General features: G+C 60.5%; 1 protein-coding gene. It reads left to right on the top strand.

The window, feature by feature from the left end; genetic code table 11:
* Positions 1-1,014 (top strand): replicative DNA helicase (gene dnaB / locus HMPREF2924_RS32805; protein WP_256567995.1); only part of this gene is annotated, 1,014 nt, incomplete at its 5' end.
* Positions 1,015-1,041 lie beyond the last annotated feature (27 nt).

Genomic DNA, 1,041 nt, shown 5'->3' with positions numbered 1-1,041 from the left:
CAGTTGATGTCTCTCGGGCACCACTGCACCAGGACCGCCTCGAACCACCAGGCAAATCCCTCTGAGGTTCAGGAGGAGATTGAGCAGAAGCTGTTCGCCCTTGGCCAGGACCACCACAACGCCGATTTCGTCGATATCAACAAGAGCCTCATGAAGATCGTCGACACCATCGATTACCGCTTCAACAACAACGTGACGGTAACGGGGGTCCCGACAGGCCTGAAGGATCTCGACGAGCTCTCCGGCGGACTACAGAAGTCGGATCTCATCATCGTCGGTGCCCGCCCCGCGATGGGCAAAACGTCGTTTGCCCTCAACCTGGTCGACACCGCGCTCCAGAGCGACCAACAGAAGTCTGTTCAGGTGTACAGCATGGAGATGCCGGCAGAGCAGTTGCTGTTCAGGCTTGCCGCCCTGTTCGGCCACCTGGACCTGGGCAAGCTGATGAAGGGCCAACTGCAAGAAGAGGATTGGCCCAGACTGTCTGGCGCGATCCAGCGCATAAACGACTATGGCAGCCGGCTGGTCATCAACGATCAGGGCAACCTCACGCCGACAGAGCTGCGCGCCAAGGTTCGCCGGGCGGCCAGGAAGTACGGACACCCCGCGCTGATATTGGTCGACTACCTGCAACTGATGAGTTGCCCAGGCCTGGAGAATCGAGCCACCGAGATCTCGGAAATCTCCCGCTCGCTGAAAGCGCTGGCCAAGGAGATGGACTGTCCCGTCGTAGCTCTATCCCAGCTAAATCGCGGCCTAGAGAACCGGACGAACAAGCGACCGAACTGCGCGGACCTACGAGAGAGCGGCGCAATCGAGCAGGACGCGGACGTGATCATGTTCGTGTACCGCGACGAGGTCTACCACCCCAACACCGAGGCCAAGGGCATCGCCGAAATCATCATCGGCAAGTATCGCAACGGTCCGATCGGCACCGTCCACACCGCCTTCATCGCCAACCAGACCCGCTTTGCCGACCTGGCGCCGGGGACCTGGCAAGGAGCCCATGCATGAACACTTCCCAGCCCCTGGTCACCCACC

Source organism: Pseudomonas sp. HMSC063H08 (assembly GCF_001813645.1).
Classification (GTDB): Bacteria; Pseudomonadota; Gammaproteobacteria; order Pseudomonadales; family Pseudomonadaceae; genus Pseudomonas; species Pseudomonas aeruginosa.
The sequence above is the reverse complement of the archived record's forward strand: the minus strand, read 5'-3'. Positions and strand labels throughout refer to the sequence as shown.